The sequence below is a fragment of the Actinomadura coerulea genome, from assembly GCF_014208105.1.
GTDB classification, from domain to species: Bacteria; Actinomycetota; Actinomycetes; order Streptosporangiales; family Streptosporangiaceae; genus Spirillospora; species Spirillospora coerulea.
On the sequence record NZ_JACHMQ010000001.1, the window covers coordinates 6,875,843 to 6,900,459 of the forward strand.

General features: G+C 69.8%; 29 protein-coding genes and 1 pseudogene. 14 read left to right on the top strand and 16 right to left on the bottom strand.

The window, feature by feature from the left end; all coding sequences use genetic code 11:
- The first annotated feature begins 9 nt into the window (after positions 1-9).
- The gene (locus BKA00_RS31905) at positions 10-372 is read left to right on the top strand and encodes a toxin-antitoxin system YwqK family antitoxin (RefSeq protein WP_185035057.1); all 363 of its coding nucleotides are present in this window, start codon (positions 10-12) and stop codon (positions 370-372) included.
- 272 nt (positions 373-644) lie between these two features.
- Here the strand turns inward: BKA00_RS31905 and BKA00_RS31910 are convergent, their stop codons facing one another.
- Entirely contained in the window at positions 645-1,655 is a 1,011-nt protein-coding gene (locus BKA00_RS31910) for a sulfotransferase family protein (RefSeq protein ID WP_185031378.1), read from the bottom strand.
- Positions 1,656-1,991: 336 nt separating this feature from the next.
- Between BKA00_RS31910 and BKA00_RS31915 the strand changes: the two genes are divergently transcribed.
- Positions 1,992-2,999, top strand: coding sequence for an RNA polymerase subunit sigma-70 (locus BKA00_RS31915; protein WP_185031380.1), 1,008 nt, complete (start codon positions 1,992-1,994; stop codon positions 2,997-2,999).
- A 140-nt stretch (positions 3,000-3,139) separates the two neighbouring features.
- Here BKA00_RS31915 and BKA00_RS31920 read toward each other — a convergent pair whose 3' ends face one another.
- The 3 genes from BKA00_RS31920 to BKA00_RS31930 form a co-directional block, all read right to left on the bottom strand.
- Positions 3,140-3,703: a dihydrofolate reductase family protein gene (locus BKA00_RS31920; RefSeq protein WP_185031382.1), complete on the bottom strand. Its 564-nt coding sequence runs from the start codon at positions 3,701-3,703 to the stop codon at positions 3,140-3,142.
- A 154-nt stretch (positions 3,704-3,857) separates the two neighbouring features.
- Entirely contained in the window at positions 3,858-4,445 is a 588-nt protein-coding gene (locus BKA00_RS31925) for an anthrone oxygenase family protein (protein ID WP_185031384.1), read from the bottom strand.
- Entirely contained in the window at positions 4,442-5,281 is an 840-nt protein-coding gene (locus BKA00_RS31930) for an NAD(P)H-binding protein (RefSeq protein ID WP_185031386.1), read from the bottom strand. The genes BKA00_RS31925 and BKA00_RS31930 overlap by 4 nt, the downstream gene beginning before the upstream one ends.
- A gap of 131 nt (positions 5,282-5,412) precedes the next feature.
- Between BKA00_RS31930 and BKA00_RS31935 the strand changes: the two genes are divergently transcribed.
- The gene (locus BKA00_RS31935) at positions 5,413-6,345 is read left to right on the top strand and encodes a LysR family transcriptional regulator (RefSeq protein ID WP_221493379.1); all 933 of its coding nucleotides are present in this window, start codon (positions 5,413-5,415) and stop codon (positions 6,343-6,345) included.
- Positions 6,346-6,822: 477 nt separating this feature from the next.
- Here the strand turns inward: BKA00_RS31935 and BKA00_RS31940 are convergent, their stop codons facing one another.
- Entirely contained in the window at positions 6,823-8,031 is a 1,209-nt protein-coding gene (locus BKA00_RS31940; protein ID WP_230298824.1) for a PP2C family protein-serine/threonine phosphatase, read from the bottom strand.
- A gap of 312 nt (positions 8,032-8,343) precedes the next feature.
- On the opposite strand from BKA00_RS31940, the gene BKA00_RS31945 reads away from it, so the two are divergent.
- Positions 8,344-8,640, top strand: coding sequence for a hypothetical protein (locus BKA00_RS31945; RefSeq protein WP_185031387.1), 297 nt, complete (start codon positions 8,344-8,346; stop codon positions 8,638-8,640).
- 42 nt (positions 8,641-8,682) lie between these two features.
- Here the strand turns inward: BKA00_RS31945 and BKA00_RS31950 are convergent, their stop codons facing one another.
- Positions 8,683-10,416 carry a SpoIIE family protein phosphatase gene (locus BKA00_RS31950; RefSeq protein WP_185031389.1) on the bottom strand — a complete coding sequence of 578 codons (1,734 nt, stop codon included), beginning with the start codon at positions 10,414-10,416 and terminating at the stop codon, positions 8,683-8,685.
- Between the two features lie 66 nt (positions 10,417-10,482).
- Positions 10,483-10,866: an STAS domain-containing protein gene (locus tag BKA00_RS31955; protein ID WP_230298829.1), complete on the bottom strand. Its 384-nt coding sequence runs from the start codon at positions 10,864-10,866 to the stop codon at positions 10,483-10,485.
- Positions 10,867-12,149: 1,283 nt separating this feature from the next.
- On the opposite strand from BKA00_RS31955, the gene BKA00_RS31960 reads away from it, so the two are divergent.
- Positions 12,150-12,740: a DUF5994 family protein gene (locus tag BKA00_RS31960; protein WP_185031392.1), complete on the top strand. Its 591-nt coding sequence runs from the start codon at positions 12,150-12,152 to the stop codon at positions 12,738-12,740.
- Positions 12,741-12,794: 54 nt separating this feature from the next.
- Complete coding sequence (locus BKA00_RS31965; protein WP_185031393.1) at positions 12,795-13,205, top strand: STAS domain-containing protein; 411 nt, start codon at positions 12,795-12,797, stop codon at positions 13,203-13,205.
- A 116-nt stretch (positions 13,206-13,321) separates the two neighbouring features.
- Here the strand turns inward: BKA00_RS31965 and BKA00_RS40110 are convergent, their stop codons facing one another.
- Positions 13,322-13,453, bottom strand: coding sequence for a hypothetical protein (locus BKA00_RS40110; protein WP_268248218.1), 132 nt, complete (start codon positions 13,451-13,453; stop codon positions 13,322-13,324).
- Positions 13,454-13,814: 361 nt separating this feature from the next.
- On the opposite strand from BKA00_RS40110, the gene BKA00_RS31970 reads away from it, so the two are divergent.
- The 3 genes from BKA00_RS31970 to BKA00_RS31980 all read left to right on the top strand — a co-directional run bounded on the left by BKA00_RS31970 (position 13,815) and on the right by BKA00_RS31980 (position 15,676).
- Positions 13,815-14,102: an ArsR/SmtB family transcription factor gene (locus BKA00_RS31970; RefSeq protein WP_221493380.1), complete on the top strand. Its 288-nt coding sequence runs from the start codon at positions 13,815-13,817 to the stop codon at positions 14,100-14,102.
- Between the two features lie 26 nt (positions 14,103-14,128).
- Positions 14,129-15,175 (top strand): ACR3 family arsenite efflux transporter, encoded by a 1,047-nt coding sequence (gene arsB, locus BKA00_RS31975; protein ID WP_420829724.1) that lies wholly within the window; start codon positions 14,129-14,131, stop codon positions 15,173-15,175.
- Between the two features lie 78 nt (positions 15,176-15,253).
- Positions 15,254-15,676 carry an arsenate reductase ArsC gene (locus tag BKA00_RS31980; RefSeq protein WP_185031396.1) on the top strand — a complete coding sequence of 141 codons (423 nt, stop codon included), beginning with the start codon at positions 15,254-15,256 and terminating at the stop codon, positions 15,674-15,676.
- Between the two features lie 149 nt (positions 15,677-15,825).
- Here the strand turns inward: BKA00_RS31980 and BKA00_RS31985 are convergent, their stop codons facing one another.
- Complete coding sequence (locus BKA00_RS31985; protein ID WP_230298823.1) at positions 15,826-16,221, bottom strand: ArsR/SmtB family transcription factor; 396 nt, start codon at positions 16,219-16,221, stop codon at positions 15,826-15,828.
- Positions 16,222-16,307: 86 nt separating this feature from the next.
- Here BKA00_RS31985 and BKA00_RS31990 point away from each other — a divergent pair, with 86 nt between their 5' ends.
- Entirely contained in the window at positions 16,308-17,405 is a 1,098-nt protein-coding gene (locus BKA00_RS31990; protein WP_185031398.1) for a flavin-containing monooxygenase, read from the top strand.
- A gap of 80 nt (positions 17,406-17,485) precedes the next feature.
- Here the strand turns inward: BKA00_RS31990 and BKA00_RS31995 are convergent, their stop codons facing one another.
- On the bottom strand, positions 17,486-18,055 hold the full coding sequence (locus tag BKA00_RS31995) for a TIGR03086 family metal-binding protein (RefSeq protein WP_185031400.1): 570 nt from the start codon (positions 18,053-18,055) through the stop codon (positions 17,486-17,488).
- Positions 18,056-18,119: 64 nt separating this feature from the next.
- On the opposite strand from BKA00_RS31995, the gene BKA00_RS40115 reads away from it, so the two are divergent.
- Together BKA00_RS40115 and BKA00_RS32005 are read left to right on the top strand one after the other, a co-directional pair.
- Entirely contained in the window at positions 18,120-18,863 is a 744-nt protein-coding gene (locus BKA00_RS40115) for a DUF6597 domain-containing transcriptional factor (RefSeq protein WP_221493381.1), read from the top strand.
- A 337-nt stretch (positions 18,864-19,200) separates the two neighbouring features.
- Positions 19,201-19,455 carry a hypothetical protein gene (locus BKA00_RS32005; protein ID WP_221493382.1) on the top strand — a complete coding sequence of 85 codons (255 nt, stop codon included), beginning with the start codon at positions 19,201-19,203 and terminating at the stop codon, positions 19,453-19,455.
- On the opposite strand, the gene BKA00_RS32010 is transcribed toward BKA00_RS32005, so the two are convergent.
- Entirely contained in the window at positions 19,452-20,213 is a 762-nt protein-coding gene (locus tag BKA00_RS32010; RefSeq protein WP_185031402.1) for a GAF domain-containing protein, read from the bottom strand. The two genes, BKA00_RS32005 and BKA00_RS32010, sit on opposite strands and share 4 nt — an antisense overlap.
- 22 nt (positions 20,214-20,235) lie before the next feature.
- On the bottom strand, positions 20,236-20,961 hold the full coding sequence (locus tag BKA00_RS32015; RefSeq protein WP_221493383.1) for a GAF and ANTAR domain-containing protein: 726 nt from the start codon (positions 20,959-20,961) through the stop codon (positions 20,236-20,238).
- 467 nt (positions 20,962-21,428) lie between these two features.
- Here BKA00_RS32015 and BKA00_RS32020 point away from each other — a divergent pair, with 467 nt between their 5' ends.
- Complete coding sequence (locus BKA00_RS32020) at positions 21,429-22,271, top strand: GAF and ANTAR domain-containing protein (RefSeq protein WP_221493384.1); 843 nt, start codon at positions 21,429-21,431, stop codon at positions 22,269-22,271.
- A 173-nt stretch (positions 22,272-22,444) separates the two neighbouring features.
- Positions 22,445-22,846: an STAS domain-containing protein gene (locus BKA00_RS32025; protein ID WP_221493385.1), complete on the top strand. Its 402-nt coding sequence runs from the start codon at positions 22,445-22,447 to the stop codon at positions 22,844-22,846.
- Positions 22,847-23,142: 296 nt separating this feature from the next.
- Here the strand turns inward: BKA00_RS32025 and BKA00_RS40940 are convergent.
- The 4 genes and pseudogenes from BKA00_RS40940 to BKA00_RS32040 all read right to left on the bottom strand — a co-directional run.
- Positions 23,143-23,364, bottom strand: a pseudogene (locus tag BKA00_RS40940) (cytochrome P450); the annotation flags it as partial.
- Positions 23,361-23,864 carry a hypothetical protein gene (locus BKA00_RS38415; RefSeq protein ID WP_221493386.1) on the bottom strand — a complete coding sequence of 168 codons (504 nt, stop codon included), beginning with the start codon at positions 23,862-23,864 and terminating at the stop codon, positions 23,361-23,363. The gene BKA00_RS38415 and the pseudogene BKA00_RS40940, both read right to left, overlap by 4 nt.
- Positions 23,865-23,935: 71 nt before the next feature.
- On the bottom strand, positions 23,936-24,163 hold the full coding sequence (locus tag BKA00_RS32035; RefSeq protein ID WP_185031404.1) for a hypothetical protein: 228 nt from the start codon (positions 24,161-24,163) through the stop codon (positions 23,936-23,938).
- The gene (locus tag BKA00_RS32040; RefSeq protein ID WP_185031406.1) at positions 24,133-24,573 is read right to left on the bottom strand and encodes a DUF6098 family protein; all 441 of its coding nucleotides are present in this window, start codon (positions 24,571-24,573) and stop codon (positions 24,133-24,135) included. The genes BKA00_RS32035 and BKA00_RS32040 overlap by 31 nt, the downstream gene beginning before the upstream one ends.
- Between the last annotated feature and the right edge of the window lie 44 nt (positions 24,574-24,617).

Below are 24,617 nucleotides of genomic sequence, written 5' to 3' on the forward strand. Positions count from 1 at the left end.
GTGGATGAAATGCGTATTGATATAGACGATGAAGATGTCGACATGGACTCGGCCAGGCGAATCACCTACCAGGGAGCACTTTATACGGGAGAGGCTGTCGAAACCCATCCAAACGGTACCGTCATCGCCCTCACGAGCTACGTGGACGGCCTTGAGGACGGGCTATCCCGCGAGTGGTATCCCGATGGTGCGTTGTTGGCCGAGGGGCTGATGCGGGGGAACAGGCCCGTTGGCCCATGGCGCCGCTGGCACCCGAACGGTCGGCTCGCCCAGGAACAGCACTTCGATGACAGGGGCAATCTGCTCACGAAGCGTCGCTGGGCGGAAAACGGCGAGCCGATCGAAGATGAGCACGATGGTGGGCGCCGTTGACCTGGCGCTGATTTGGGCAGGGCGACGAAATGGAGTGATCGGTGCCCTGGGCCGCGGTCGAGCCGGACGGCGCCGACTCGGCGACTGCGCTGACCGAGTTCGACGCCGCTAACCGGCGCGTTGTCGAGCGGGTCCACGACGGTTGAAAGTCGACGAAGGAATCGATCAGCCGGCAGGACGCCCGCGGCTGACCACCCGTCCCTCCACGGCCCGTCGCGGCGGCGCGACGTCCGCCTATACGGCGAGCGTCACTGCTCGGCGGCGGGCGGGGGTTAGCAGGGCTTCGTCGGCGCGCCCCGGACGGCCGCGTGGACGACCTCCGCGACGTTGTAGCCGAGGACGCTCGCCAAGTCGGTCAGCCCCGGAGTGCTGAGTACCGCGTTGACCTCACCGGTCTCCAAGCTGCCTCGCCAGCGGGTGTCCTCCCGGGGCCTCTCGTCGTTCCAGTACGCCCGGGCATGCCTCACGAAGTCCTCCGCCTCCGCACGCCCGGGACCGTCGAGCCGCCGGATGTACTCCTCAAGCTGGTCCTTCCCCACGTACGGGACGAAGGAGCTCCAATTGCCGCCGGTGTCGTGGATCCTCGTGTTGTCGGGCTCCGAGTCCAGGGGAAGGTGCAGGAAGCCGGCCAGCCGCTCCAGCGACTGTTCCGGCCGCGCCATGTAGTCCTCGTAGCGGACGACGATGTGCGGCAGACCGTAGGTGTTGGCGGTGCGGAGGGCGTCCACGTACGTGTCCCGCCAGAGGCCCGCGCCCCGCCACAGCGGCTCTCCCGTCCGGTTCCGGTAGCTGATCGCGAAGGCGATCGGGTTCCGCGCCGTGACGATCACGTTCACCGGTGCCCGGTTCGCCGGATCGGCGAACTGCTGCTCGATGGCCTGCCGGAGCCAGGCGACGTACTTGCTTCCGTCGACGACCACCGAAACGCCCAGTGACCGGGCGAAGCGCCGGTGCATGCCGAGGATGTCGTCGTACGACACCTGCTCCCGGAGCGCGTTCGTGAAGTGCCGGCACTCCTTGCCGAGCAGTGAGCAGGGCCCGCACTCTCGACCGGCGTCCTTGTGGCTGTACTCGGGCATCTGCGTGAAGTTGTTCAGCTCGCCGACGTAGTGAGCGCCCCGGATCCGAGTGGTCATGTCGCGCCCGAGCAGGGTCGAGCCCGAGAACAGCGTGCCGACGACGAACACCGAGGTCGGCGGGCGGTCCTGCCCGTCGCGGAGCCTGAACCGGAGGTTCGCGAGCCGGCCAGGCTGAACGGGGGCCCCTTGCTTCTCAGCGTCCATGTTCACACTCACGGGAAAGATGAGTACCAGCCGGCCGGAACGAGATGGCCGTGCAGAGCATTGTGCACCTTCCGCCGCCCCACTTCGAGCGGCCCGGCCTTGCCCTGCCCAGCGTGAGCCCGGTGCCGCCGCTGCTTCCCTGCGGGCCCCGGATCCTCCATCCGTCGGTTCGGCTGCGGCTGAGACGGCCGGGCGTCTCGGGAGCCGGTCCCTGGATCGACCCTCGCCCATCCGGCATGATGAACGGCCTGGTGTCAGCTGCTTCACCGATCAGAAATCCTCTGCCATGTCGTCAGTTCTGGTAGCCCCTCGCCACCCGCGGAAGGATTGACGACCATGACCGACGCCAGACCGCTGGGCGCCGACAAGGCCGCGTTCATCGCGGCGGCCCGCTCCGATGACACGGCACAGTTCGCCCACATCACGGAGCGCTACCGGCGTGAGCTGCAGGTGCACTGCTACCGGATGCTCGCGAACTACGAGGACGCCCAGGACATGACGCAGGAGACGTTCCTGCGGGCGTGGAACAAGCGGGAGTCGTTCAAAGGCGACGCCGCGCTGCGGACCTGGCTGTACCGGATCGCGACGAACACCTGCCTCGACTTCCTGGAGAAGCGCAACGACCGAACACCCGTGCCTGCCGAGCTGCCGGACGCGGGCTCGGAATTGCTCTACCTTCAGCCCTACCCGGACCGGATGCTCCCGGAGGACCCGCAGGAATCGGTGGTGGCGCGGGAGACGATCGAGCTGGCGTTCATCGTCGCCGTCCAGCACCTGCCGCCGCGGCAGCGAGCGGTGTTCATCCTGCGCGATGTCCTCGGCTGGCCGGCGTCGAAGGCCGCGGGCGCCCTCGAACTGACCGTCGCATCGGTGACCAGCGCCCTGCAGCGGGCGCGCGTGACGATGCGCGAGCAGCTGCCCGACCGCCGCCTCGACTGGCGGAGCCCCGCCACGCACGAGCTGTCGGATGACGAGCGCGGCGTGGTGAAGTCGTATATCGACGCCCATGAGCGCAACGACCTCGACGGGCTGATGGCCTTGCTGCGCGACGACCTGCGCTTCGCGATGCTGCCCGAGCAGGGCACCTTGACCGTCACGGCCAAGGACGCGGTGGACGGCTGGGTCGCCGGCGGGCTCTTCCAGCCCGGCCACGACGACTGGCGCTGCATCCCCACGACGGTCAACCGCATGCCTGCCGCCGTGCTGTACCTCCGCACCCCCGACGATCCGGAGTACCGCTTGCTGAACATCGCGGTCCTGTACATCGTCGATGGGAAGATCGCCGAGCTCACCGGATTCGACGCCACCGACAAACCATGGCTGAGCCTGCCCGCGACGCTGTGATCAGACACGTCCCCACCGTCGACGAGTCCAGCGCGCGGGCCGGCGTCACCGCGGAATGAGGCCCCCCCGGCCAGCTGACCACCAACGCCCCGCCGACGTTGTCGGCGGGGCGTCTTCATCCCTAGAACGCCGTCACGTGCTCATCGCCTCGTCTCGTATCGGGTCAGCACCACGTCGCCGGGAAATGTCCGCGTCTCGACCAGGGTCAGGTTCACCCAGCTGTCCAGCGCGGTGAAGAACGGCGTGCCGCCGCCCACCAGGACCGGGTGGGTGACGATCGCGTACTCGTCGATCAGCCCGGCCTTCATCGCCGACGCGGCGAGTGCGGCGCCGCAGATGTCCATCGGGCCGCCGTCCTCGGCCTTGAGCCGGGTGATCTCCGTGATCGCGTCGCCGGTGACCAGGCGGGCGTTCCAGTCGACCGTGCTGATCGTGGAGGAGAACACCACCTTCGGCATGTCCCGCCAGCGGCGGGCGAACTCGATATGCGCCGGTGTGGCGCCGGGCTGCTGGTCGGCGGTCGGCCAGTCGGCGCTCATCGTCTCCCACAGCCTGCGCCCGTACAGCGTCAGGCCGGTCGCCCCCACCCGGTCGGACCACCACTGGAACAGCTCGTCGCTCGGCGCGCTCCAGCCGAGGTCGTCGCCGGGCGCGGCGATGTAGCCGTCCAGGCTCAGGTTCATGCCGTAGACCAGTTTCCGCATCGTGTCAGCCTCCTGTGAGTCGATCTCACACGTACAGACGGGCGCGGCGCGGAAACCTAATCGGTGCGCGATCCGGGTCCGAAGGTGGTCCTCGCGTTCCGGACAGGACGAACCTGGCAGCGGACGAACCGGAGCATCCTCGTGCTTGCCCTGGTCACGGGTGGTGGTGGGCGGCAGGGATGGTTGCCGCAGCGTTGTTGTGCGTCGAAGGCACCGCTGACACGTTCGTGCCGCGGCCCTCGTCGAGGCGGTGTGCGCCGTACACGACCAGGGCCCAGGCCAGGCAGGCGAACGCCGCGGTGTGCAGGAGCGCTCGGACGATGTTCCCGATGACCCACTTGTTCTCGAATTGGTCGCGCACGGTGGCCAGGTGGTTGATGTGCTGGGGGTCGCCGGCCTTGGCGAGCTGGTCGTTGAGGGGGACGTTGACGCCGCTGGTGACCATGAAGGCGATCAGATAGAGCGCGAGCGCGGCGATGAGCCAGGGCATGGCCGGCCGGCCGTGGCCGCGCCAGGCCAGGAACACCGCCAGCGCGATCAGGGGGATGGACCCCATGAACGGCAGCATGAAAGCGGGGTTGAGGATCGCCTTGTTGATGCCCTGCATGGCCTCGATGAGCGTTCGGTCGGAGGATCGGTTCAGGCCGGGCATGACGGCGTAGGCGAAGCCGGCGAACAGCCCGGCCATGAGCCCGGTGGAGATGAGGGCGGCCAGCATGGTCGCGGTCTGCAGGATCTTCATATCGCGTCCTTCGAGGTCCAGATGCCGGTGGCGGCGGTGTCGCTGGCGTAGTCGGAGAAGTCGCGGGCCGGGCGACCCAGGACCTGCTGGACACCGTTGCCCAGGTGAGCGTTCCGGCCGTCCAGGACAGTGGTGAACAGGTAGGTCAGCAGGCCAGTGACCTCGTCCGGGACGCCTTCGGCCGCCAGCGCGCGAGCGTAGGTGTCGACGGGGACGGGCACGTAGGCGATGTCGCGGCCGGCCGCTTGGCTGATGGCGGCGACGGCTTCTGCGAAGGTGAGCAGCCGCGGTCCGGTCAGTTCGTATGTACGGCCGCTGTGCCCGTCCTCGGTGAGGACCGACGCGGCGACGTCGGCGATGTCGTCGGCGTCGACGAACGGTTCGCGCACCTCACCCGCCGGCAGCACCACCTCGCCGCTTACCACCGGGTCGAGGAGGTAGCTCTCGCTGAAGTTCTGGGCGAACCAGCTGGCGCGCAACACCGTCCAGTCGGCGCCCGAAGCGGCGAGCGCCCGTTCGCAGGCGAGCGCCTCGTCCTCGCCGCGCCCCGACAGCAGCACCAGACGCCGCGCGCCCGACTCCACCGCGAGCTCGGCGAACGCGCCGATCGTCTCCGGCGCACCGGGGGCGGCCAGGTCCGGATAGTAGGCGACGTATACCGCGTGCACACCGTCGAGCGCGGGCGCCCACGTCGCACGGTCCGCCCAGTCGAAGGGCACCCCGCCGGATCGCGAGCCGATCCGGACCCGCAGGCCGCGTCCGGTCAGCCGCTGGACGACGCGTCGGCCGGTCTTGCCGGTCCCGCCCAGGACAAGGGTCAGATCACGGGAAGCCATAGGACTCTCCTCAGTTTCCGAAGCGGTGGCCGTGCCGTTCTGGCCACACCACAACCATCGGGTGCGCGGGGATCGTCAACAACAGCCGATCATGCAAGGATCGTTAACCTGGGGGTTGACGGCTGGGGGGCATGGTGGAGCAGCGCGAGATCGAGATCTTCCTGACGGTCGGCGAGGAGCTGCACTTCGGCCGGAGCGCCGAGCGGCTGCGGGTCTCGGTCGCGATGGTCAGCAAGACGGTCAAGAAGCTGGAGCGGGCGGTCGGTGCCGCGCTGTTCGACCGGACCAGCCGCCGGGTCGCGCTGACCCCGATCGGCCGGCGGCTCTACGACGACCTACGGCCCGCCTATCAGCAGATCCTCGACGGCATCGAACGAGCGGTCGCCGCCGGCCGGGGCATCGACGGGCTCCTGCGCGTCGGCTTCATCGGCACCGCCACCGCCCAGTTCGTCCTCCACGTCGTCGAGTCCTTCCACGCCCGGCACCCGGCCTGCCAGGTGCAGATCGAGGAGACCCGGTACACCGACGGCTTCGCCCCGCTGCTCGGCGACGCCGTCGACCTCCTGCTCACAGCGGCCCGGGCTGCGGGGCCCGACCTCAGCGAAGGCCCGATCCTCTTCCACGAGCCGCCGATGCTGGCCGTCTCGGCCAGGCATCCCTTTGCCCGCCGTTCCTCGGTCTCCATCGAGGACCTCTCTCGCGACAAGGTCCTGCGCCCACGCGGCGTCCCCGCCGAACTGGACGCCCTCACCACCCCGACCACCACCCCCACGGGCAAGCCCATCGAGCGGGGCATGGAGTTCGGGACCATCCAGGAACTACTCGCCCTGGTCGGCGCCGGCCGCGGCATCTTTCCGGTCCCCGCGCACGCGAGCCTGTACGACGGGCGCCCGGACGTCGCCTACGTACCCATACGCGACGGCCTTCCATTCGAATGGCGGCTGACCTGGCGCACGTCCGCGGAGACCAACCGCGTCCGCGCCTTCTGCCAAGCCGCCCGCGACTTCGTCGCCACCAACCCCGACCCGCTTCTGAGCCCGGTCGCGGGCTCTGCCACATCCTGAAGCGGCCGTTGCCTCACCGACCTCAAGCTCGACCGACTCCTGCGCTGCTCGACCGCATGTTGATCTGGAACCAGCGGCACCTGCTTCATGACACACCCGGCCCGACTTGCTTAACTATGGACGATCTTGTCGTTACTGTCGTACCCCAGGGTCAGCGAAGCGGTCACCGGAGGTAGCGATGAGGCCCGGACGGTGGATGCTCGTCGCCTGGTTGGTCGTAGGAGCGCTCGCCGCGGGACAGCGCCACTACTACGCCCAGTTCGACGGCAGCTGCGCCAGAGTCGCCACGATCGGAATCACCTTGGCCACTGGTCCGCTCAACTACATCGGTCTCAACCCCACCGCCAACTGCAAGGTTCCCCAGCCGAGCAAATGACATGGCTCTACGACCGCGTCATCGTGAGGCCTTCTGACGGCACCTTGAGCTTCCCTCCAGCGTCTGCACATCTGAACGCTGACCATGACCGGCGCTTTCCGTCACAAGAGCGGTCTGGTGAGGTGATCGGCGCTGCCGCCGCGCCATTCGATGAGGAAGAGGCTGGCGTCGTCGCTGGTGATCCCGCCTCTTTCCCGCATGAGCGCGTGGGAGAGTGTCCGCACCATCTGTTGCACGGTGGCGCTGACGGGGCCGACGCGTTCGATGGTGGTGATCAGGCGCTCCTCGCCGAACAGCTCTCCGCCGGCCGTGTGCTCTTCGATGAGGCCGTCGGTGTAGGCCAGGACCCGGTCGCCCCGGCGGAGCTGTTCCCGGTTGATCCGGGGTGTCGAGCCGCCGACGCCGACGGGCAGCGTGCCGGGGCCCTCCAGCGCCCCGATGACTTTGTGATCACGGATCAGCATCGGCGCCGGATGGCCGGCGTTGACCCACTCCAGCCGGCCGGTCGCGATGTTGAGCCGCATCATCTGCGCGGTGACGAAGTGGTCGGGGCCGAACTGCTGGTCGATGGCGGTGTCCATGAACGTGTACAGCTCGGCGAGACCGGCTTCGGCGCGTCTGGCGTGCCGGTAGGCGCCCACCGCGACGGTGGCCAGCACGGCGGCGTTCAGCCCGTGGCCCATCGCGTCGATCATGGCCAGGTGCAGGACGTCGTCGTTGAGGGCGTAGTCGAGGCTGTCGCCGGCGACGTCGTAGGCGGGCTCCAGGATCCCGGCTACGGCGACCTGCGGCGTCGTCATGGTGAGCGGGGGCAGCAGCGACCACTGGATCTCCGCGGACACGCTCATCGGCCGGCGTCGCCGGGCCCGGAAGAACTGGTCGGTGTAGCTGCTCTTGGTCACCAGCATGTCGGCGACCAGCCCCGCGAGCCGTCGCAGCAGCCGGCGATCGTCATCGTCGACCTTGTCGAGGGTCAGGGCCATCACGCCGATCTCGTCGCTGCCGTCCAGAAGCGGCAGGAACATGCGCACACCGTCGGTCTGCGGGTGCTCGACGATGCTCTCCGACAGGAACGCGCGCCCGGCCAGGGACCCCTCCAGCGGCAGTGCTTCACCCTCGGTGAGGCCGCGGCCTGGGAGCGGTGCCAGTGAGATCTGGGCGTAGTCCTGCAAGAGGATCGCGACGTCCCGGCCGCCGATCGCGCGCACCTCCTCGGCCACCAGCGGAGCGATGAGCTGGGGCGGCATCTCGTGCGCCCGGTCCAGCAACTGGCCCAGCAGCCGCTCTCCGAAGCCTTCGCCGCGCTCCACGGCGTCCTCCGGTCCGGTTGGTTCTCCCACAGCTGTCTAAGTCCCCATCGCCGGATAGATGACTCCAGGTATCCGGGAGTGGTCATGGACGGCGAGAGTCGCCGGATGGGCTCGACCGTCGCCGGGCTGAACGGTCATGTACTCCGTCTCGACCGCGCGGTGGCCCTCGAGCGTCCCCTGGATACCTGCGGGAGCGGCGTTCCTGTCAGGCGCGGCAGATCCTTCTTCATCGGCGCGCCGAGGGGCCCGGGGCGGAGTCCGGGCTAGGTTCAGGGGTGAGGCGGGCTCCCGGACTCATGGAAGGTGGCGCTCATGAGCGGTAATGCACCGGAGGTATGGATTTCAGCCGCTGAAGGCGACTTGATCCGTGCTGATGCGATCGTGGTCCTGCGTCTGGACAGGACCGGCCGGTTGACCGTGCAGCTGCGCGACGAGGCGAAGGTCAGCGTGTCCCTCTTGGAGGGGGCGTCGGGCGACGCCCGTCCGCCCGCGGACTTCCACCGGCGGCTGGTCCGCATGATCGCCGAGGTCGCGGACTCCGGTAGCGCGCAGCTGATCAGTGCGCGGCGTGTCGACGGCGGTTGGCGCTGGATCAGCGAGCCCCTGTGAGCGGGGGCGCGGACCGGACCGCCGGGTCGCCGGTCTGCGCCTTCATGCGGGGACGCGGAGGGCGAGGAGGGCGACGTCGTCCTCGCCGCTGAGCTCCATGCGCTTCAGCAGTTGGTCGCACAGGGCGGCCACGGGGAGCCGGGCCAGGTGGGCGCTGTGGCGACGAAGTCCGGTGAGGCTGTCGGTCAGGTCGGTGCCGCGGGTCTCGATGAGGCCGTCGGTGTAGAGCAGGAGGGTGGACAGGGCCGGCAGTTCACAAATGCCGTCGGGGCGACCCCCGGTGAGGCCGGGGTTTCCGAGCAGCATTCCGTGCTCTTCGAGGAACGTCGTGGTGCCGTCATAGGTGATCAGGAGCGGCGGGGGGTGGCCCGCATTGCACCAGCGCAGGTGCCAGGATCCGGCGGCGGTCTTCTCGACGCGGGCGAACACGGCGGTGGCGAGTTCGGCGTCACTGACGGCGTCCATCACCGCGTCCAGGCGCTCAAGAACGGTGCTCGGGGGCGCGGCGAGATCCCAGGCCAGGGCCCTGAGCATGTTGCGGACCTGCGCCATGCGGGACGCCGCGTGCAGGTCATGGCCCATGATGTCGCCGATGACCAGCCCGGTGGCGCCGCCCGCGAGGGGGAAGGCGTCGTACCAGTCGCCGCCCACCCAACTGGCCTGGGCGGCGGGTAGGTACCGGGCTTGGAGTTGCAGGTCGTCCGGTTGGGGCAGAGGGGTGAGCAGGCTGCGCTGCATGGCCTCGGCCGTGTTCCGCTGGGTGGTGTACAGCCGGGCGTTGGACAGGACGAGGCCGGTGCGGCGCGCGATGTCCTCCACGACGAGCCGTTCGTCAGGACCGTAGCCGTGTCCGGGACGCGAGTAGCCCACGGTCAACGCGCCGTAGGTCTCGCCCCGGGCCGCCAGCGGGGTGATGATCACGCTGTGGGCGTCCATGGTCTGGAAGAACTCGTGCTGCGCGGCGGTGAGCGGCTCGTCGGAGTACGGCCGGGCGTCGTCGCCGCTGATGACCAGGGTCGTGCCGTCGTGCAGCACTCGCGCGAGGGGACCGCGCGGGGACCGAGGGAGCGGCGGTAGCGGCCCCTCCAGGCGAGCGATGTCGGCGGGGGAGAGTTCGCGGTGGGTCGCGGCCACCCGCTCGATGCGTCCGTCGGGGATGAGAAGGTCGACCTCCGCCCAGTCACCGAGCGCGGGCACCGACAACCGGACCAGCCGCCGCAGCACCTCGTTCTCGTCCAGAGTGGACGACAGCACCGTGGTGATTTCGGCGACCAGCGCCAGCCGGGAGTTGGCCCGCCGCGCCTGCTCCATCCGGTCGTGCTGCTCCCGCTCGATCCGGAGCCGCTCGGCCGCGTCCTGCAGCACGATGACCGCTCCGGCCACCGCGCCGCCTCCGCGTTCTTCCGCGCCCGGCTCGTCGGCGTAGACCGGGGCGGATGACCAGGCCAGCGTTACCGCGTGCCCGTCACGATGGGTGAACGAGTCGCCGTCGGCGTGGTCGGGGACACCGGTCCGCAGTACCCGCAGAATGCGGCAGTCCGGCCTCGGAGGGAGATCGTCCTCGGTGACGCGGTGCAGGATCCGCTCCACCGGCCGTCCCAGCGCCTCCTCGGAGGTGTATCCCAGCAGATGCCGGGCCCAGGGATTCCAGGCCGTGACCCTGCCGGACGCGCTGACGGCCACGATCGCCGAGTTCATCGCCTCGACCAGGCCCGGGTGCTCCGCGCCGACCCGGTCGTGCGGCTGCCCGCTCATCTGTTCCTCCTGGTCGGACATCACGATCCCTGCCCCTCACGGCCACCGGAACACCTCGGTCCCGCAGGGGGCCACGTGCCCGCCCGCTCAGTCCGCGGATGCCGCCTGGGCGGGCGAAGCCGTCTGGACCATCAGCACGCGGTCCAGGCCCGTGAGGTGGAGGAGGTCGGTGAGTTGCCGGTTCGCGGCACCGAGGCGGACGATGATCCCGAGTCCTGCGGCGCGGTGCTGGAGGCCGACCAGGACGGCGAGCCCGGCCGCGTCGCAAGACGACACTTCGCCCAGGTCGAGTATGAGCAGACGGCCGCTGGGACGCAGCACGCCGATCAGGTGCTCGCGCAGCGCCGGCGCCGCGGCGGAGTCCAAGTCGCCGTGCAGCGCGATGATGGTGTGGCCGGGGCGCCGGTGGGCGGGCATCCGTACCTCGGCGCGTGCCGCGGTCAGGCCATCGGCAGTGCACGCGACGGTCATGGTGCTCACTGGTGATCTCCGATCACTGAACGCCCTACGGACCCGAGAGGTAGGCGATGAATGACACGATGAATGACACCGAGTCGTGGGGCACGGGAGGCGAGGATCTCCTCCGCAGCACATGGCCGATCGGGACCGCCGTCTGGAAACGTGTGCGAATCGAGCACTGTGCCGGCCATTTCGAAGGCCTCGTTCTCGGTCTGTGGAGGACCGGGTCGTGATCGCCGGAGACGGCGCCGACATGGCGGCCTACGCGCGAAGTGCCTCCGGTATCACCGAGCCTACGCCACCGGGCCCGCCCCCGGTAGCCGCCGGCGATCGAGGTCGCTGGGGTGCCGGACCGCCCTGCGCTGGCTCATCGCGATGAGTGGGCCTGTGTATCCGGGGGTATGAGCTGACCACTCCTCCGGAATCACGGGCACGCACGCCGGGTGCGCCTTTTTCGGGCTGGCAAGACGATGCAAGGGACAGGGCGCGCTGTGGGTGCGACGGATCAGATGCTGCGGTTGCTCGGTCTCAAACCGGCCCGGCCCGAACCAGCATCCGGCCCACCGCTGGCGCCCGCGCGGCATCGGGAGTTGGCTGACGCCATGCGGTGCCTGCCCGGTGGTTTCCAGGATCGGCTGCCCGCCTCGGCGCTGCGGCGCGTGGCGGACTCGGCCGCCCGCGGGCGGTGGGAGAAGGCGCTCGGTGTGCCGGCTCATCGCCTCGACAGGCTGCGCTCACGCTGACCCCAGCGGCTACCGCCGGAGCCGGTGGGGCGGTTGAGGCACGGCGGGCCTCGGCAACTCTCCTTGCGCCTGCATTTCTCGCCACGCTAAGTGACCAGGAGACGTTTTCCGTGCAGCGCTCCAATTCCGATCACTACAGATCAGGGCCGCCTGAGGAACTTTCCCGGGAGATCCGAGCCTGAACCGCAGCGCGCCCGCCAGGCTCGCATGGCCACGATCTGCGCGCCCGTCTCTTCGCGTGCAGTCCCTTCGAAACAGGTAGTGCCGCCGAGCAAACCCAAGGTCGGCCCTGCCGGCACGGATTCGGCACCTGCGGACGCGCGGAAATTTGGGAGTGCAAATCCGCCCGTCAAACCCCAGGAGTCAAAAGGCGAGGAAAAATGTCGAAAACATGGGCAGATATTACTCCAGTTTTTTGAGCCGCCGAAGGTCGGCGGCTAGAGTGAATTTATCCGGCAAAGACGACATCCCCGCCCTAGAGGGTGATCCGCCGCACCGGCTCGTTCACACTGCTCGGAACCGCCTCGCGGTTCCAGGGAAAGGGGAGATGCCATGAGGACCGCCTCGGAACCAACAACGATCATCGACCTTCCGCCGCCCTCGGCCCCCCGGCTCGTCCTGCAGCCGTCCGCCCCGCTCAGGCGGACCCGTTCAGGGCGGGGCCCCAGGCTTCTGGACGGCGCATGGTGGCCCCGCTCGGCCGATCCGGTCGCCGAACTGCCGGGGCTGCTGCTGGCCTTGCGGGCCTACGGCCCGCTCGACGACCGCCAGCCGATCAGCCACGTCCTGTTGCGGGCGGCCGACTGGCACAGCCATCCGCGCCGACTGCTCGTCAACGGCCCAGACGACACCCGCGAGGTCCGGCTGAGCTGGTTCGACCACCTGCCCGCCGGGGTGCTCACCGCGATCTACGCTGACGGCCACCGCATCGACCTGCTCACGGTCCCGGCCGCCACCGGCAACGCAGCGGCTCAGGCGGTCCTGGAGAGTGCCGCCGATCCGGCCGGCCGCCCGCCCGCCGCCGACGTACCGGCCGCATCGACCGCTCCACGCGAGCCGCGGGGCGGGTGGGTCGTCGGCCGACCCCGAAGCGCCTCGACACGGCAAGGCGAAAGGCGGCGTGAACCGTCGATGTCGCGCTGACCCGCGGACGCGATCGACACGGCCGGATCCACCACCTCGCGATCGGAGACCGCCATGACCGGCAGCACGTCCGCCGCCATGACCACCGGGTACGCCGGCCGCACCAGGTTCACAGCAGTCCGCCGCTCCCATGTGGCCGCCGGGGCCACTGCGCTTCCCCGGGGACGATCGGGCGTCGCCATTCTCGCCCTGCGGGGCGATCTCGACATGGCGTCCGCCCCCGCAGTGGGCGAACACCTGCTCGCCGCACTGCCCCCGGGCCCGCGGCTGCTGATCCTCGACCTGAGCGAGGTGTCCTTCTGCGACGCGGCCGGGCTGACCATGCTGATCGGCGTCCAGCGCCGTGCCGCCGGACTCGGCGTCATCCTGCACCTGTCGGCCCCCCGCCCGCAGGTCGCCAAGCTGCTGCGCATCACCGGCCTGGACCGCGGCCTCAACAACCCCCCATGCCCCACTGGTCACTGACTCGGAAACGCCGGCACGCCGGGATCCGCGGGCGGGACGGGCGCCGCGGGCGTGAACACCGGCCACCGCTCGGCCCGGGGTGGTCAGGTCGGCGACCCTGACGGGCCGGCCGGTGGCTAAGCAGTCCAGGCAGGGCCCTGGCGGGATTGGAGCTGGAGCGACTCCAGCAGCCGGGTCCGTTCGGTGGAGGCGGCGATCACCTGCGGGCTGTCGGCCCGGCCGGTGAGCAGGATCCCGGCCGCCCGCACCTCCCGGCCAATTCCCCCGGGATGGCATCCACGACCTCCGCGACGCGGCGCTCGCCCATGCCATCGCCCCTCAGGCACCGCGGACCCTGCCGGCCACGCCCCTCCCACCCGACGGCCGGCTCCACACCGCGGCATCGCGCGTCACCGCCGCCGAACGGTGGATCGGCCACGCTGAGCCCCCGGGCGAACCGGGCACGGCAGACGGTGGCCCCAAGCCCGGGTGAGCGATGGCACCGGGCAATCCCCAGGCCCCCGGCGCCGGATGTCCGTAACGGCGATCACGCTTGCGGACGTCTGGGCGGCCGTCTCCGGACGCCTGCTAACGTATCATTCTGTGATGATGTCAGTTGAAACTGATGTGTTGAGGTTGCTGGCCGATCCGCTGCGTGCCCGGATCGTGTCGCTGCTGGCCGCGGAGGCGCTGTGCAACTGCCACCTCGTGGAGGAGACCGGCGCCAGGCAGTCCAATATCTCCAACCACCTGCGGGTGCTGCGCGAAGCCGGGCTGGTGGACACCGAGCCGTGCGGGCGTTTCACCTACTACCGGCTGCGCCCTGAGGCGCTGGAGCAACTGGCCGCCGAACTCGGCGAGTTGGCCGCCGCCGCCCGCGAGGTTCAGACCCACCAGCGGAAGAGGCCCTGCACGTGACCGGGACGCGAGACTCGGGCACCGCCATCGCCCGTCCCGCGGAGGCGGGGGTGGTGGCCGGGCTGTCGGCGCTCGACCGTTTCCTGCCGGTGTGGATCATCGCGGCCATGGCACTCGGCCTCGGGCTCGGGCGCGCCGTCCCTGGACTGGACGGCGCGCTGGCGGAGGTCGAGGTCGGCGGGATCTCGCTGCCGATCGCGCTCGGCCTGCTGGTGATGATGTATCCGGTGCTGGCGAAGGTCCGCTACGACCGGTTGGACACGGTCACCGGGGACCGCCGGCTGATGCTCGCCTCGCTGCTGCTGAACTGGGTGGTCGGCCCGGTGGTGATGTTCGCGCTGGCGTGGATTCTCCTGCCCGACCTGCCCGAGTACCGCACGGGGCTGATCATCGTCGGCCTCGCCCGGTGCATCGCCATGGTCATCATCTGGAACGACCTGGCCTGCGGCGACCGGGAGGCCGCCGCCGTCCTGGTCGCCCTCAACTCCGTCTTCCAGGTCGTCGCGTTCGGTGCGCTCGGCTGGTTCTACCTCCAGGTGCTGCCCGGTTGGCTGGGGCTGGCGACCGACGAGGCGGACTTCCCGGTCGGCAGGATCGTGGTGAACGTGCTGGTGTTCCTGGGCGTCCCGCTGGCCGCCGGGTTCCTCACCCGCCGCTTCGGTGAGCGCGCCCGCGGCCGCGAGTGGTACGAGGAGCGGTTCCTGTCTCGGATCGGTCCCGTCGCGCTGTACGGGCTGTTGTTCACGATCGTCATCCTGTTCGCCCTGCAGGGCGACACCATCACCAACCAGCCCGCCGACGTCGCCCGCATCGCACTCCCGCTGCTGGCCTACTTCGCGTTGATGTGGGGTGGGTCCTTCGCCCTCGGCCGCGCTCTCCGGCTGTCCTATCCGCGTACCGCGACGCTGGCGTTCACCGCCGCCGGGAACAACTTCGAGCTGGCCATCGCGGTCGCGATCGGAACCTTCGGCGTCGCCTCCGGTCAGGCGCTGTCGGGCGTGGTCGGCCCACTGATCGAGGTTCCCGTCCTGGTGGGGCTGGTGTACGTGTCGCTGTGGCTGCGCCGCCGCTGACCGGCGAACTGGACCTGCTCGTCACCGACCTGCTCGCCGGCCATGGCCGCCACAGTTTCGACCAGCTAAGGAACCCTGATGTCTGATCAGTCTCTCTCCGGAAAGCCCAGCGTCCTGTTCGTCTGCGTGCACAACGCCGGTCGCTCCCAGATGGCCGCCGCCTACCTCACCAGCCTGGCCGGCGATGAGATCGAAGTCCGCTCGGCAGGGTCCGCGCCCGCCGACCAGGTCAACCCCTCGGTGGTGGAGGTGATGGCCGAGGAGGGCATCGACATCTCCGCCGAGATCCCCAAGGTGCTGACCACGGAAGCCGTCCAGGCGTCCGACGTGGTGATCACCATGGGGTGCGGGGACACCTGCCCCGTCTTCCCTGGCAAGCGCTACCTGGACTGGGCCCTCGACGACCCCGCCGGGCAGGGTGTCGACGCCGTACGACCGATCCGCGACGAGATCCGCAGGCGCATCGCGAACCTTCTCAGCGAGCTGCGGCCGGAGGCGTGAGAACACAGGTGCCGTGGCGAATGGATTGAGTTCTGGACTTACGCTTCCTGCCCGCCGGTATGCGGTACCGCTCTCGCTCTCCGGCTCCGGTTCGTCCCGATCGATCCGTGGTCCTCGCCGGACAGGAGAAGAGCCGGGCCCGGGCGGGGTCAGTCTGCGGGCGGGCAGCAGGTGCGCAGGTACTCGCGCAGTTCGGTGAGCGACCGGTCGATCGCGGCGGAGTCGATGCGGTAGAGGACCTGCTTGCCGTCCCTGCGCGAGGTGAGGAGGCCGCCCCGGCGCAGCAGCGCGAGTTGCTGCGAGGCGTTTGACTGGCCGACGCCCAGGCGCTCGGCGACGGCGCCGACGCTGAGTTCCATGCCGCCGGCGAACAGTTCGAGCATCTGCTGCCGCTGCTCGCTGGCCAGCGCCTTGAGGAACTCGTGTGCTCCGGCGCCGAGCGAAGCAGCGGGCGTTCCCTCGCATCCTTCGCCGGCCGGCGTCGTGGCCGCGCCGCCGACCGGACCTTCCGCCGGCATCGGCTGGCTGGTCACCGGCTCGCCCATCGCTGCTTGCTCCTCCGTGAGACGGGCCCATCCTACGTCACATATCAACACTTCAACATTTCATGAACTATTGATATGTTTCGGTCATGCCCACCACCGCACCGCTCGTCATCATCGGCGGTGGCCAGGCCGGTCTGGCCACCGCCCACACCGCTCGTTCCCTCGGTCTGGCGCCCATCGTCCTGGAGGCGGCCGAGCAGACGGCCGGGTCCTGGCCGCACTACTACGACAGCCTCACCCTGTTCTCCCCGGCCCGGCGCAGCGCTCTGCCCGGGACGGCGTTCCCCGGTGACCCGGACGGCTATCCCGCGCGGGACGAGGTCGTGGCCTACCTGACCGACTACGCCGCCCGCCTGGACGCCGACATCCGCACCGGTCACCGGGTCACAGAGGTCGTGGCCGCGCCGGACGGTTCGCGAGGCGGGTTCGAGGTGGTCACGGCGGGCGGCGAGGTCTTCGCCGCACCGCTGGTGATCGCCGCGACGGGCGGGTTCAGCCGCCCCCATCGCCCGGATCTGCCGGGCCTGGACGGCTTCCCCGGCACGGTGCTGCACTCGTGCGACTACCGGCGCCCCGGTCCGTTCAGGGGCCGGCGAGTGGTGATCGTGGGCGGAGGCAACTCGGCGGTGCAGATCGCGATCGAGCTCGCCGGGGTCGCCGACGTCACGCTGGCCACCCGGCACCCTCTCCGCTTCATGGCGCAGCGCCTTCTGGGCGTCGACATGCACATCTGGTTGCGGCGCACCGGGCTGGACACCGCGGGCTGGGCGCGCCCGCTGCTGACCGGCGGCAAGGGCACGCCGGTGATGGACACCGGCACCTACCGGGACGCCATTGCCGCCGGCAACCCCGACCGCCGTCCGATGTTCACCCGCCTGGAGGGAGACCAGGTCGTGTGGAGCGACGGCACCCGCGAACACGTCGACGTGGTGTTGCTGGCCACCGGGTACCGACCGGGCGTGGACCATCTCACCGGGTTGGGCGCGCTGGACGAGGACGGGCAGCCGCGCCATCGCGGCGGTGTCTCGCTCACCCGTCCAGGGCTGGGGTACGTGGGGCTGGAATGGCAGCGCTCTTTCGCCTCGGCGACCTTGCGCGGGGTCGCCGCCGATGCCCGGCACGTCCTCACTCGGCTGCGCAAGGAGATGCGCACGGCCGGCCGTGCATGGACGCCGTCCAGATGATGACGGCGTGGGCCCCACCGGAGGTGGCTATGGCTGGGGCGCCGCGCCGTTCAGATGTGGCCGACATCACCGGTCGGTGACTACGTCCAGGCGGGATCACGGCCGGTCAGGCCGAGGATGCGGTCCAAGGCGGGGGCGTCGGCCGGCACCGCGACCTGCGGTCCGTACATGCCCATCTCCCGCCCCTGCTCCACGTTGGCGAACACCGTGTCGTGCAGGTGCGCCAGCAGGTCGGCGGGCAGTTCCAGCCGCTGCCCGGTCGCGACCGCCAGGTCCCAGCCGTGCATGGCCAGCTCGCCGACGATCATGTCGCCCAGGACGGGCGCGGGCAGCGTATGCGGTGTGCCCATGCTCGTCTCGCCCTCCCAGGCGCTCGGCGGCGCCCACGACGACGTGATGTCGTCCAGCAGGGCGAGCAGGTGGCCGCGCCAGTCGCCGGCCGCCAAGTCCACCTCGGACTCGGTGCCCGCCGGCTGCGGAACGGACTCCTTGCGGCCGCCGCCGGCGAGCGACGGGCCCCAGAACAGAAGGTGGTTGACCAGTGCCCGCACGTCGTACTCCGTGCACGGAGTCTTGTTGGCGAGTTGGTCGTCGGTGATGGTGCGGGCGACTGCGGCCATGGCCTCGGCAGCATTGGACAGATGTGACATGGCGGCGACGCTAGACGGCCCGGGCCGGAGGGGTATTGGACAAAGGCGACATACACTCTGCCGTGTGGAGCGGGACGTTCGTGAGCTGCGCGGTGCGTGGGCCAGGTATCAGCGCCACACGTTTCACAGCCCGTCGCCGGCGCTCGCGCCATGGGTGGAGCGGTACTGGGAGGCTCGCTGGGACTACGCCGAGCCCTACCGGCAGAAGATCGTGCCGTACCCGAACGTGCATCTGTCGTTCGGCGGCGGCCGCGCGGACGTCAACGGCGTGTGCAGCGGCTACCAGATCAAGGTCCTCGAGGGCCGCGATCATGTCTTCGGCGTCGCGTTCCGGCCGGGCGGCTTCCGCCTGTTCCTCGGTGCCTCCGTCTCGACGATCACCGACCGCGTCGTCCCGGCGACCGAGGTGTTCGGCCCGGACCTGCCCACGACGCTCGACGTGCCGACCGTGGAAGCCTTCCTGCTGGAACACCTGCCGGACGATGACCCCCGGGTGCGCCAGGCGGTGGCTTCGGTCGAGCTGATCGCCAAGGACAAGGCCCTGACCAGGGTCGAACACCTCGCCGGCGAGCTGGGGCTGAGCATGCGAGGATTGCAACGGCTGTTCGCGGAGTACGTCGGCATCGGGCCCAAGTGGGTGATCCGCCGCTACCGCCTGCACGAGGTGACCGCACGCATGGCCGCCGGTGGGGCGATCGACTGGGCCGCGCTGGCGGCCGACCTCGGCTATGTCGACCAGGGCCACTTCATCCGCGACTTCAAGAGCATGTTCGGCGAGCAACCGACCTGGTATGCCCAGCGGTATTAGTTCGCGTTCCCAGGATCTGAGTGTGGGGGCGCGTCCGGCTACGCCCTGCGTGCTACCGCCCGGATAGTGGCGATGGCGGCGCTTACGTCGCCGCTTCGCGGGAGGGGGAGCGAGGTAGGTTGGTAGACGGTCAGCAGTGTTGCACCCACTTGCGCTGACCGGGCCAGGGATTTGCCCTTTGGGGGAGTTGGCCGGGTGGCGCGACAATGTACGCGCGTGCACCATTGAAACCGTACCGATCAGGACTCGCGAGGTCAGGTGATCGATCGGGGCGCTGTCCATGAGACCGCCGGGGGGTCCCGTGGTGGATCGGCGGTACGGGGAGGAGCGTTGAAACATGGGTATGGCTGGTTTCGACGAACGTGCAGAGCAGATCGCGATGGCGCGCCGTCTGAAGCATGTGCTGGCCCGGCGGACCGCTTTCGATGAGGCCGTGGGAATTGTGAGCGGCTGGCAGAGATGTGGCCCCGTCCAAGCCCGCCGGAGCCTGGTGGAAGGCGAGGGCGTGGCGGGGCAGGATGCCGAGGCGGCCCGGCTGGCCGCCCTGGTCGATGACCGGGCTGACGGACGCGCCGACCCGGACTGGGACTAACCGGGCCGGTCGGCGGTCAGGTCGGCCGGGTTCAGGTCGCCCTGGGTCACTGCCCGCGCCACGTCGAGCAGCGGCCGTTGGAGGCGCCGGGCATAGGACATGATCGCGCTGCGGGCCGCATCGGGATCGAGATCCAGCGTGCCGGCGACCATCCCGACGGCGTGGTCGAGATGCACAAGGTCGTTGAGCACCGTCATGGTGCGCTCGGCGAGCCGGTCCGCACGCCGATCGCCATGTTCCTGCACGAGGCCGAGTACGGCCAGGTCGGACACGACTTGCGCCAGCCGCAAGTGCCATACCGGCCAGCTGGTCGGCTCACCGTAAAGCAGGTTGAGTCCTCCCATGGCCTGCCCGTCCAGCCGCAGGGGGACAGCGGCAACCGCCCGGTAGCCCATCTCTACCGCCGCCGGGACGAAAGCCGGCCACCGCGCCCGCTCGGACTCCAGATCCTGGGCGGTCACGATCGCGCCGGTGGCGATGCAGTCCAGGCAGGGCCCCTGCTCGGTCTGGGTTTGCAGTAGCTCGACGAACCGGGCGGGCCGGTCGGAGGCGGCCACCACCTCCACACCTCCGCGTGGATCGACCAGCATCACCCCTGTCGCCGCCGCGCCCAGCATCCCGGTTCCGGCGTCGGTGACCAACCGCAGCACCGTGGCGCTGTCGGGGCCACCGGTCAGCTGCGAGGTGATCTCGGCTAGAGCGTCGGCCAGATGCGGTGGACGGAGATCCGGTATTTCTCTGAGCAGGGGATCGGTCATCGTTCCTCCAGGTCTGGGCGGTTCATTCGGCCAACTCCTCAAGCTGGATACGCCGATCCAGCACATCGCGGGCCACCGCCAGTACCGAGCGGCCCTGGCCGAAGGCGTGTGCCCGCAACCGGATGAATGCGTCGTCCAGACTGATTCGCAGTTGCGCGGCGAGCATTCCGGTGGCCACGTTGACGTCCCGGAAGGACGTCACTGGGCGGGGTGCGAATTCTCGACCCGCCCGTTCGGCCTCGCCTGCCTCTTCCAGCAACCCGATGGTCGCCAGTTCCGCGAGGAGGATCGCCTCGCCGACCTCCCGGGTCGACAATCTCCCCGTGTGGCGGCGGACCAGTTCCAACGTGCCCAGCCGGATCGCCCCGACCTGCATCGGGAACGCGAACATCGCCGCCACGCCCACCGCCGTCGCTGACCTGACGAACCCCGGCCACCGCTCGTCCTCGCCGCTCAGATCCGGGGCCAGTACCGGGCCCCCGGTAACGTAAGCCTCCACACCCGGTCCCTCACCTACGGTGTACTGCGTTTCGGCCAGTTGAGCCGCCCACGAGTCACTGGCTCCGAGCACCTGCTGCGCCCGGACGTCTCCCCGCAACGCCACGATCGCCCCGTCCAACCGGTCCAGTGTCTCCACGCACGCCACGCACACCGCCTGTGCCCAGCCGTCTTGGCCCGGCACGTCGGCGCGCTCAGCGATCGCATGCCACAGTCGCCTCCGGTGCCGTCCCTCCAACGGCTGGTCCACCTCATATCCTCCCGACGGAAGAGTCGGATCTCGAACCTCTCACCATGCAACGCACAAGCTAAGGGGCCGCCGCACGCCGGGCGCCCTCAACGCCGCACATGACCCTGGGGGCCCGCAGAGACGGCTCAGTGCATCTGCCCTGGAAACCCGTCGATTCACCACTATCGCCTCTCATAATTCCCTCGGGTGACAGATGCGAGCATGGTTGGCATTACGGTCGACGTAGGGTCGATCTCGCCGTCCTCTGTTCCACCGATGTGGATGAATTTCGCGTTTGTCGCGGTCCGGGGCCCGGACGTGCACGGGGATGGTCGCAGGCCGTAAGGGAGACGAGAGTGCGGCGGACGTCGAGGGTCCTCCCGGCCCCAGGTTCGTGGGCAGGCGGCCAACCAATACTAGTCTCACGCGTAACATGCCGTCCGCGCGGCCACGACCACTACGAATCCGACACCGTAGGTAAAATCCTCGTGACCGACTATGTGAGCGACGTGCTCGGGTACCGGCTGAGGGTAGGGATGGCGGCTGCGGGTGATCGGCAAGGCGAGTCGACCTCTCGAGCCGAACGGCTCGATGAGCTCTCGATCGCGCTGGAGGAGTTTCATGAGCTGCTCGACAATGACGAGGGGCTCGATGCCGCGCTGAACCGCCTGGTCGCCATGGTGCAGCGGACGATCGGCGACGCATCGGTGGTCAGCGTCACCGTGGTGGCCGACGGCCGGGTCTTCACCGCGGCGGCCACCGACGAGGCGGTCATCGCCATCGACCGGGACCAGTACGCTGCGGGCGATGGCCCGTGCCTGCGAGCGGCGGCCGAACGCCGGACGATTCGCGTCACCTTGCCGGAGGCACGCGACAGGTGGCCAAACTTCGCCCGCGCCGCGGAGGTGGCGGGAATGCACGCGTACCTGTCCGCGCCGTTGGTTCTCGACCGTGGAGAGGGCGGTGACAGCGACGTCGTCGGGGCGCTGAACCTGTACGGACGTGAACACACGGCCTTCGACGCGCTGGACGAAGCACTGATCACCTTGTTCGCCGCCGCCGCCTCCACCGCGATCGTCACCGCGCGCCGCTATCTGCATTTCCGGGACCTGGCCGAGCAGATGAAGACCGCACTGATATCGCGGGCTGAGATCGATCAGGCCAAGGGGGTGCTCATGGCCGCCCACGGCTTGACCGCCGAGCAGGCGTTCGAGGTGCTTCGACGCCAGTCGCAGGACACCAACACCAAGTTGCGCGATGTCGCCCGTGCGTTGCTGGCTTCCTTGTCGGCCGCCGCCGAACCGAGGGATTCCTCCAGGCTCGGTGGCTGAGCACTCGGCTACGGCCTTCGGGCGGCCGAGCGCGGGGGGACTTGGTTGACGGCCGTCACCCACCTAACGCAGTATCGATGTACAGCCTGCGGCTGGTCCCGGTCGGCAGGCCCGGTCCAGCAGTGCGGCCACTCTCGTCTCATCGAGTTCGTCGAGTTCGAGGTGGTGCGTCGATGCGAACGGCTCCCCTTCCCCATCTTCCGGTCGAGCACGGACGCGGATGTACTGTAGTTCGGTTCCCGGCGCAGATTGATCTGGCAGACGCCCCTGGGATTTGCGATCGGTTGCTGCGGCTGCTGAACACCGGGGTTCCAGCATTGGTTCTCGATCTCACCGGCACCCGGTTCTGCGGCGCCAGCGGGGTCAATGTCATCGTCCGCACCCATCTACGAGCCAAGGCCCTGACCACGCCGCTCGTATTGGCCGTCCCCGAGACCGGCTCGGTCCGCAGAGTCTTCGAGATCACCGAGGTCTCCGAGCTGGTCCCCACGGCCAGCGACCTCGCCGCCGCCTGCGAGTTGGCGTGCACTCGCAGGACTGCCGGTTCTCTGTCCGCGGCACAGGAGTCATCGTGATCGGCAAGCGTCCTCGTCCACCGCAGTGACCCGTGGACGGGCCCTCCACGTTGATCGCCACCGCGGCCGGTGCGCGTCCGGTGGCCCGCACCGCCGCGTACAGTTCCTCGACGCCGTCGTGGGTCGCGAGGCCGACCCGTGCGGGCGTCGCGGGGGCGGGCGTCGAAGCCCAGCCGGAAGGGGCTCAGCGTCCGCGGCGGCGGCCGGTCGCCGGAGAGGCGCAGGCCCGCGTCCTGCCGCAGGTCGTAGGCGCGCAGCAGCGCGGCGAGGAAGTGGGTCGCCGAGAGCAGCGACAGGTTCCGTCCAGGGCACTCTCCCGGCCCCCCGCTGAACGGCACCACCGCCCAGTCGCGTTGCGCCGTGCCGTCCAGCCAGACATCGGGCCGGAACGCGTCGGCGTACGGCAGCGTCTCGTCGTCGCGCTGGAGGAACGGCGTGTGGATGAGCAACCCGGTGCCGGCGGGCAGGGTCTCGCCCGCCCACTCGGTCGGACGGGTCGCGTCGCGCAGGATCGTCATGGTGGTGGGCCACAGGCGCACCGACTCCTGGACGCACGCGCGCAGGAACGGCAGGTCGGCGTCACCCGACTCGGCCTCGCGCCTCGCCCGTTCGGCGTGTTCCCGGCGCGCGCCCGGCCATGCGAGGCCAGCACGCCGTGCGGCTGGAAGTGCCCGACGGCGGCGCGCTTCTCCTTCGAGGCGATCGCGAACGGCTCGGGCGATCCGGTCAGCACGCGCTCGATGTCGCGCGGCGAGAGGACCAGGGCGAACGAGCGCCCCGGGACGGTGAGCCGCAGCGGCCCGCTCCCGTACCGTGCGCGCAGCCGCCGCAGCAGCCGTCCCGCCCGGCCGTCCGCCTGGGCCGCCTCGGCCAGCGCGACCAGGCGCGGCCGCCGTGCCAGCACGCCCCGGGCGAGCGTCGGGCCGAACACCGCCGCACCGATCCGGAGCGTGTCGGCGACCGTGGCCTTGGCCGGCGGCGCCTCGGCAGTCTGCTCTCTCGTCTGGACGGTCGACACATTGGCTCCCTTCGCATCAGCGAAGTGCTTACCGCTCACGGCTGAGGCAAACAGGGCCCCGGAGGACTCCCTCATGCGACCGGTTCGGCCTCCGGCTCATGGCCGCGGAGTATGGAGGCGCTCACCACCGCCGGACTCCAGGCCAGGTCGGTCTCAGTCAGGACGGCCTCGACCATGAGGTCGAGTTCGGGGGCGTAGGGCGGCAGGTAGTTCGGAGGTGGGGGAGTGCGCGGGCTGGTCTTGGCGGCGGCTTCGGCGCGGCAGTCGATCAGCCTCCCGCCCGAGCCAGGGGGCCCCACGGGCCGTTCGTGTCGCGCTCCAGAAGTTCCTCGGCCTGGTCGAGAACCGTCTTGTCGACGAGGGCCACGAGGTCGGGGTGGGTGACGATGGGTTCGTTGTCCGGGCCGCGGCCCACCTCTTCGCCGGCCAGTACCCAGGGCCGCGCGCCGGGGGTGCGGGCCCTCTCCAGGTGCGAGTAGTCGTGCAGGCGCCGCGCCACCCACAGGACGGTCGAGCGGTCGCCCCACCATGGCTCCACCGCGAGGGGATTGGCCGACAAGCCCGGCAGTTCGGCGCCGGTCAAGCCGTCCTTGCTGTGCGGACGGGACTGGTCCGCCGCCGGGTCGGCCGACCAGCGCACGAACAGTCGCGAGCGGGCCTCCAGCAGTTCGGCCAGCTCCTCCAGTGATGTGATCACCTCGTGCCCCATGGGATCAGCTCTTCCCTGCCCCGTCCGGTCAATTCACGTCGGCT

Coding starts and splice junctions, on each gene's coding strand:
- BKA00_RS32040 (WP_185031406.1), bottom strand. CDS start 24,573: ATGGGGCACGAGGTGATCACATCACTGGAGGAGCTGGCCGAACTGCTG.
- BKA00_RS32025 (WP_221493385.1), top strand. CDS start 22,445: ATGCGAACGGCTCCCCTTCCCCATCTTCCGGTCGAGCACGGACGCGGA.
- BKA00_RS31955 (WP_230298829.1), bottom strand. CDS start 10,866: ATGACCGTCGCGTGCACTGCCGATGGCCTGACCGCGGCACGCGCCGAG.
- BKA00_RS31985 (WP_230298823.1), bottom strand. CDS start 16,221: ATGGGCGAGCCGGTGACCAGCCAGCCGATGCCGGCGGAAGGTCCGGTC.
- BKA00_RS31945 (WP_185031387.1), top strand. CDS start 8,344: ATGAGCGGTAATGCACCGGAGGTATGGATTTCAGCCGCTGAAGGCGAC.
- BKA00_RS31920 (WP_185031382.1), bottom strand. CDS start 3,703: ATGCGGAAACTGGTCTACGGCATGAACCTGAGCCTGGACGGCTACATC.
- BKA00_RS31935 (WP_221493379.1), top strand. CDS start 5,413: ATGGTGGAGCAGCGCGAGATCGAGATCTTCCTGACGGTCGGCGAGGAG.
- BKA00_RS31910 (WP_185031378.1), bottom strand. CDS start 1,655: ATGGACGCTGAGAAGCAAGGGGCCCCCGTTCAGCCTGGCCGGCTCGCG.
- BKA00_RS31915 (WP_185031380.1), top strand. CDS start 1,992: ATGACCGACGCCAGACCGCTGGGCGCCGACAAGGCCGCGTTCATCGCG.
- BKA00_RS31930 (WP_185031386.1), bottom strand. CDS start 5,281: ATGGCTTCCCGTGATCTGACCCTTGTCCTGGGCGGGACCGGCAAGACC.
- BKA00_RS31990 (WP_185031398.1), top strand. CDS start 16,308: ATGCCCACCACCGCACCGCTCGTCATCATCGGCGGTGGCCAGGCCGGT.
- BKA00_RS31965 (WP_185031393.1), top strand. CDS start 12,795: ATGACCGGCAGCACGTCCGCCGCCATGACCACCGGGTACGCCGGCCGC.
- BKA00_RS32010 (WP_185031402.1), bottom strand. CDS start 20,213: ATGACCGATCCCCTGCTCAGAGAAATACCGGATCTCCGTCCACCGCAT.
- BKA00_RS31960 (WP_185031392.1), top strand. CDS start 12,150: ATGAGGACCGCCTCGGAACCAACAACGATCATCGACCTTCCGCCGCCC.
- BKA00_RS32005 (WP_221493382.1), top strand. CDS start 19,201: ATGGGTATGGCTGGTTTCGACGAACGTGCAGAGCAGATCGCGATGGCG.
- BKA00_RS31950 (WP_185031389.1), bottom strand. CDS start 10,416: ATGTCCGACCAGGAGGAACAGATGAGCGGGCAGCCGCACGACCGGGTC.
- BKA00_RS31980 (WP_185031396.1), top strand. CDS start 15,254: ATGTCTGATCAGTCTCTCTCCGGAAAGCCCAGCGTCCTGTTCGTCTGC.
- BKA00_RS31995 (WP_185031400.1), bottom strand. CDS start 18,055: ATGTCACATCTGTCCAATGCTGCCGAGGCCATGGCCGCAGTCGCCCGC.
- BKA00_RS31925 (WP_185031384.1), bottom strand. CDS start 4,445: ATGAAGATCCTGCAGACCGCGACCATGCTGGCCGCCCTCATCTCCACC.
- BKA00_RS31905 (WP_185035057.1), top strand. CDS start 10: ATGCGTATTGATATAGACGATGAAGATGTCGACATGGACTCGGCCAGG.